At 47.1% G+C, this 6350-nt stretch carries 4 protein-coding genes; 1 reads left to right on the top strand and 3 read right to left on the bottom strand.

What is annotated here, in order from left to right; translation table 11 throughout:
• The coding region (locus V3V99_01010; GenBank protein ID MEE9441234.1) for a transposase at positions 1–188 on the top strand (188 nt) is incomplete at its 5' end.
• A 232-nt stretch (positions 189–420) separates the two neighbouring features.
• Here the strand turns inward: V3V99_01010 and V3V99_01005 are convergent.
• The 3 genes from V3V99_01005 to nifJ all read right to left on the bottom strand — a co-directional run bounded on the left by V3V99_01005 (position 421) and on the right by nifJ (position 6126).
• Positions 421–1467: a hypothetical protein gene (locus V3V99_01005; GenBank protein ID MEE9441233.1), complete on the bottom strand. Its 1047-nt coding sequence runs from the start codon at positions 1465–1467 to the stop codon at positions 421–423.
• 65 nt (positions 1468–1532) lie between these two features.
• A complete protein-coding gene (locus V3V99_01000; GenBank protein ID MEE9441232.1) occupies positions 1533–2402 on the bottom strand; it encodes a hypothetical protein in 870 nt (289 codons plus the stop codon).
• Positions 2403–2556: 154 nt separating this feature from the next.
• The gene (gene nifJ / locus V3V99_00995; protein ID MEE9441231.1) at positions 2557–6126 is read right to left on the bottom strand and encodes a pyruvate:ferredoxin (flavodoxin) oxidoreductase; all 3570 of its coding nucleotides are present in this window, start codon (positions 6124–6126) and stop codon (positions 2557–2559) included.
• Positions 6127–6350 lie beyond the last annotated feature (224 nt).

The following is a 6350-nucleotide window of genomic DNA, read 5'->3' as shown; positions in this document are numbered from 1 at the left end:
TAAAAAGTCAATTGGCGTCAAGGATGCGAGAGTTTTTTCCGTGGTTGTCAAAAGTCTATTGGAATGAAAACATTGTTTGGTCACCGGGCTATTTCGTAAGCAGTGTAGGTTTGGACGAGAAGACAATTCGGAACTATGTAGAACTACAAGGACAACAGGATTCAGGACAACTCCGTCAGGAGTTGTAACAACCGCGAAGCGTTTGGTGTAAGCCAAATAGAACCCCGGCTTTAGGGCTTGTTGAAAAACCACCGCCAAGAGTTGCGGTGGGTCTTGGTTTTGTGAAAACAAAATTGTGATCTGCTGTGTATCAAGAACTTACGATTCGAAATGTTTCCCCATTCTTTAGGCTGAAGATCATTTCAAGACTTTTTCAACATGCCCTTTAGCCGGGGGAATCTATGCATCACATTAATTTATCTAATTTGACCAGGCCGGATTGGAATGCTTCCCAGCGCCGGAAAGCGGTGTCAGATTTTCGCCATTGATATCAATAATATAGATAGTACCATCGGCGGTGGCAAAAGTTATCCATTTTGAATTTGGAGCCCATCCAACCGGATGCGGCATTAACTGTTGTGAAATGGTAGGTGAAAAGACGAGTCTGTTTTCGTTAAGATCGGATTTAAATATATAAATCCCGGGATTGCGCATGTCATTGCTTAAATAGGCCAGCCATTGACCGTCCGGCGACCACTGCGCAGCAAGAGCGTTTTTTAATCCGGGGCTGGGTTTACGGATTTCGTTTTCCGAGAGCATAATATCTTTTGTGTCAATTATCCTGATACCGAAATTTTGAAAATTGTATTTATCCGGATTGAGGCTGTAATTGACAAGGAAGGCTACTTTTTTGCCGTCCCGGGTAAAGGTCGGCTGCATAAAATTGGTGGATAAAGATTGCCAGTCTTTTCGTAAGTAATCGGCGTGGCCGTCGTTGATACTCACTTCGGTCAGTTGTATTGAGGGAACGATATAATCGACGAAACCGGCGTTAATATCATTAACGTAATAAATCATGGTGTCATTGTCAGACCATTGCGGATTAGAACCTCCCAGGCCGAAAGTGGCTCTCGTCCACCAGCCGATATTGGTGGCGGCGGAATCAATATGGGCCAGGAATATATCGTACAGAACGTGAGTGCCGCCTTCGTCTGATGGCAATTTGTTGGCATCCTGACCCTTGCGGGCAAAAGCGATGATTTTGTTATCGGGCGAAAACGACAGGCGTCCGGCGGCGTTGGTTACTTCACAGATAATACGGCGATTTTTACCGTCGCTATCCATGATCCAGATTCCGCCATCTTTGATAAATGCTATTTTCCCTAGGGGACGGGGGCCGGCATCTATTTTCCCGGTGTTGAGTGAGGGAGATTGGGGCGCGGATTTATCGCTATCCGCGGAGATATAAGCGCCGGTTCCGAGCATAAGCACAAGAGCAATAACAAAAGCAAAATAAATTCGTGTCATCTAAATGTCCTTGCCAAAATTCAAAGAAGCTCCAATATATGGACCCGGTCGGGAGGAAACAAGTCCTACCAGCAGAAATATCTTTTCAGTCCAAATTGAGCTCTGGGCCCGGAAAGATTGAGATCTACTCGGTCGCCGCTGAGGTTATAGGTGGCCACGGTTTCTTCGTTATTGCCATTATACCATTTCATTTTGGCAAAGTTCAAATATAGATATTTTAAAGAGCCCTCAAGTATTAGGCCGCCCATTTTAATGGGGTATTCGGCCGATACATGAGCCGAAAATCCGGGGGCCATGCCTGTCAGGTTACCTTCGATTGTCGTTGCCGTTTGTGTGTTAAGGTTAAATCCTGAATAGCCGTCCCACAAATCCCATTTTGCGAAGTATATACCGCTGCCTCCGCCGACTTTTATCGCGGCTTTTTCAAGAATCCCAAACTTGTCCGGTCTGTTAAAAAGATAATAATCGAATGATCCTGACAAACCATATACCTGAATTTGCGAGCTAAGATCAAAGTCTGTCCGAACGTCGGTATCTTCCAGATTCAGGCTTGTCAGATCGTAATTGCCAACTTCCTTGCTTCCCATTTTTAGCCAATAAGTCAGGCCAACCTGGGCCGAGGATTTGGGAGAGGTTAAGATTCCGAATCCGAGATAGAATTCCTTGGACCTATAGATTCCGTCGATACTGACCGGGCCCCCGGTAGCGGTTGCCATCAACGGGGAAACGCGCCCAGTAAAATAATTGTAATCATTATCGCTGTTAAGGCGGCCGTAAGAGCCCTGGATAATTAAATAGCCGACCTTTTTAATTTGGTTTTTTTCTGCCTTTTTAAGAAATTTATTGACCAGTTCCTCTTCAGTTTGCGCAAATGAAGGGATAGCAAGGAGCAGTGAAACGGCAAGAATTGCCAAAAAGAGTAAACGAGAGCGCATTTTATCCTCCAATTAAAAAAAATGACAGTTTTGACTTATTATCGGAAGTAAATGGCGTAATCTTAAGCGAGAAAGTTAGTTTTAAGAGAAATAGCCTGAGATAAAAAACGCCGGCGTCAACCGGCGTTTATGTATTGTGCAATAAAAATCGAGGCTATTCTTTGGGCTCGTCACCAAAACTGAGTTTGGCGAGTTGTTCATAGACGTGGAAGCGGAGAGAGGCGTCTTTCTGGGCCAACACTGCCAATCGCTCCGCTCTCTCAGGGTCGATACCCTTAAGGGCTCTCCAGCGGTTTTCGCCCATCGCGTATTCCGAAAAGGGAATAGAAGGAGTTTTGGAATCCATGGTTAATGGATTCTTACCTTCTTCGATATTTGCCGGATTAAATCTCATCAGAGGCCAGTGGCCGCATTTAACCGCCTTGTTCTGTTCTTCAAATCCATGAGCCATATCAATACCGTGAGCGATACAATGGCTGTAAGCGATTATAATCGATGGGCCGTCATAAGCTTCCGCCTCCAGGAAGGCTTTTACCGTTTGATTCTGGCTGGCACCCATCGCTACGCGGGCGACATAGACATTACCGTAAGCCATGATCATCATACCCAGGTCTTTCTTGGGCAGTGGTTTGCCAGCCGCGGCAAATTGCGCCGTAGCGCCTCGCGGAGTGGCCTTCGACATCTGACCGCCGGTGTTGGAATAGACCTCAGTGTCAAGAACGAGCAAATTGACGTTTTTGCCCGAAGCCAGAACATGGTCAAGACCGCCGTAGCCAATGTCGTAAGCCCAGCCGTCTCCGCCGATGCCCCAAACGGATTTATTGACCAAATAATCGGCAATTTCTAAAAGCCGTATAGCGTCGTCGCTATCGATTGCTTTGATTTTTTCTTTCAGTTTCCTGACGCGGTCGCGTTGTTTCTCGATTGCTATCGGATCGGATTGATCGGCGTTTTTAATTTCATCATAATCGTCGGGACTGATTTTTTGAACTAATTCCAGCGCGTATTCCTGGAGTTTATCGACCGTCAGTCTCATACCATAGGCAAACTCGGCACAATCCTCAAATAAAGAATTGGACCAGGATGGTCCGCGACCATCAGCTCGTTTGGCAAATGGGGTAGTGGGGAGGTTGCCGCCGTAAATCGAGGAGCAACCGGTTGCGTTTCCGATAAGAGCCCGGTCACCGAATAACTGCGTCACCAGTTTGACATAAGGAGTTTCACCACATCCGGAACAGGCGCCTGAGAATTCAAAGAGCGGCCTGATGAATTGACTACCCTTGACCGAGTTGATTTTATACAGGGACGGGTCGGTTTCGGGAATTGTCAGGAAGAAATCAAAATTCTCGGTTTCCTGTTTGCGCAGCGGAGCCTGCAAAGACATGTTAATCGCTTTGCGACCGGTCTTCTGCTTGTTTTCATCTTTCTCGAATGCCGGACAAACATTGACGCAAACCGTACATCCGGTGCAATCTTCGGGGGCAACCTGGAGGGTGTATTTCATGCCCTTGAAAGTCGGACCTTTAGCGTCGTCGGTTTTAAAAGCATCCGGGGCCTTGTCCAATATCGCCGGATCGAATGCCTTTTGCAGAATTGCCGCATGGGGGCAGACCATTACGCATTGACCGCATTGAATGCAAAGCTCTTCGTCCCAAACCGGAATATCAACCGCGATATTACGTTTCTCATATTGCGTCGTCGCAGTCATGTACGTTCCGTCTTCGGGGAATGCGGAAACCGGCAGGTCGTCGCCGCGACCGGCTATGATTTTTGCCGTGACATTTTTAACAAAATCGGGAGCGTTGGCGGGTACTATCGGCGGCATAACAATATCGCTCGTGACTTCATTGGGATAATTCACCTTGAAGATGGCGTCTATGGCGCCGTCAACGGCGGCGTAGTTCATGTTAACGACTTTTTCACCTTTGCGGCCATATGTCTTTTGGATCGCCTTCTTGATTTCCTTGACGCTTTGATCTTTGGGGAGAATTTCGGAGATGATAAAGAAGGCCGTCTGCATAATCATGTTGATTCGGGATCCGAGCCCGAGTTTTTTACCCAGAGCCAATGCGTCGATGACATAGAAATTAAGTTTCTTCTCGACTATTTGCTTTTGGACTTCCCGGGGAATTTTATCCCAGACTTCATCGGCTGAATAAGCGCTGTTGAGGAGGAAGGTTCCTCCGTCAATAACACCGGAAAGCATATCATATTTTTCGAGGAATGAAAAATTATGACAGGCGGCGAGATTTGCCCGCGATATGAGATAGGGGCTAAGAATCGGATTTTTGCTAAAGCGGACATGAGATACGGTAACGGCTCCGGCCTTTTTAGAATCATAAACAAAATAACCCTGAGCGTAGTTATCAGTGTTTTCGCCAATGATCTTAATAGTATTTTTATTGGCTCCGACAGTACCATCAGCTCCGAGCCCGTAGAATAATGCCCGATAGACGTCGTCGGCTTCGGTGCTGAAATTCCTGTCATAATCGAGGCTGGTATTAGTAACATCATCAACGATTGAGACGGTGAAGTGATTTTTCGGATCGCTGGCGCTCAGATTATCGAAAGTTCCCTTAGCGTCGGCGGGAGTGAAGTCTTTTGAACCCAGACCAAATCGTCCGCCGACAACGATTGGTGATGAATCAAGAGGTAAGGCGTTTTTTTGTTCAGTCTCTCTCAAAGCGCCCTGCACATCGATGTAAAGAGGTTCACCTATCGAGCCAGGTTCTTTGGTCCGGTCTAAGACAGCGATAGTCCTGACGGTTTTCGGCAGGGCATTGATGAACGCCTGAGAAGCAAAGGGGCGATAGAGACGGACTTTAATGAGACCGACTTTTTCACCCTGGTTATTCAGATAATTAACGGTTTCATGAACGCATTCGGCGCCGGAGCCCATGATGACAATTACCCGTTCGGCTTCAGGGTGACCGACATAATCGAATAGATTATACTGGCGGCCGGTTAGCTGCGCGAATTGATTCATTTTACTTTGGATGATTTCAGGCGCGGCCAGGTAATATTTATTGACCGTTTCACGCGACTGGAAGAACACATCGGGATTCTGTGAGGTGCCCTTGATAGTCGGCTTATCCGGATTTAAGGCACGATGGCGGTGCGCGAATACCATTTCATCGGTAATCATTTGTTTCATTACTTCCTGATTGACTTCGCATACCTTCTGGACTTCGTGCGAAGTACGGAAGCCGTCGAAAGCATGAACAAACGGTATGCGGCTGTCCAACGACGCGGCCTGTGAGATAAGAGCCATGTCCATAGCTTCCTGTACCGAGCCGGACAGGATGAGGCCAAATCCGGTGGAACGGACAGCCATAATATCGGAATGGTCGCCAAAAATCGATAAGGCGTGAGTCGCGACAGCGCGAGCCGAAACATGGAACATGGCCGGCGTTAATTCCCCGGCAATCTTGAACATGTTGGGTATCATTAAAAGCAGGCCCTGCGAAGCTGTAAAAGTAGTCGCTAATGATCCACTGGTCACGGCTCCATGAACCGCGCCGGCGGCCCCGGCTTCCGATTGCATTTCGGTTACTATCGGAATCGTGTCCCAGATGTTCGTTTTGCCGGCTGCCGAATAGGCATCGGCAACTTCACCCATGACCGATGACGGCGTAATCGGATAAATTGCGATTACCTCATTGATGGCATGAGCGACATCGGCCACGGCGGTATTACCGTCAATCGTGATCATATTGGCAGGAATGGCTCCGACCGGTTTCTTAGTGTCGGTTTTATCTTTTGAAGCGGTTTCGCTTTGCATAATCTCTCCTCTGTTACTCTAAACTTCCCTTCCAGACTATTATATCCTCGTCCGAGGAAGAATTGTAAAAATTTCTCCCACATTCAGACGGACAATATATGAAAAAATCCCCAAAAAGATATAGTGAAAATCCGAATCTTATCTCCTAATTAGGTATCGACGTAAAT

It is taken from the genome of Candidatus Zixiibacteriota bacterium (assembly GCA_036480375.1).
GTDB lineage: Bacteria > Zixibacteria > MSB-5A5 > GN15 > JAAZOE01 > JAZGGI01.
Note: the sequence above shows the minus strand (reverse complement) of the source record. Positions and strands in the feature narration are given on the sequence as shown.

What these genes read in the sequence shown, in the direction of transcription:
- V3V99_01005 (MEE9441233.1), bottom strand. Translation starts at nt 1,467, where the DNA reads ATGACACGAATTTATTTTGCTTTTGTTATTGCTCTTGTGCTTATGCTC.
- V3V99_01000 (MEE9441232.1), bottom strand. Translation starts at nt 2,402, where the DNA reads ATGCGCTCTCGTTTACTCTTTTTGGCAATTCTTGCCGTTTCACTGCTC.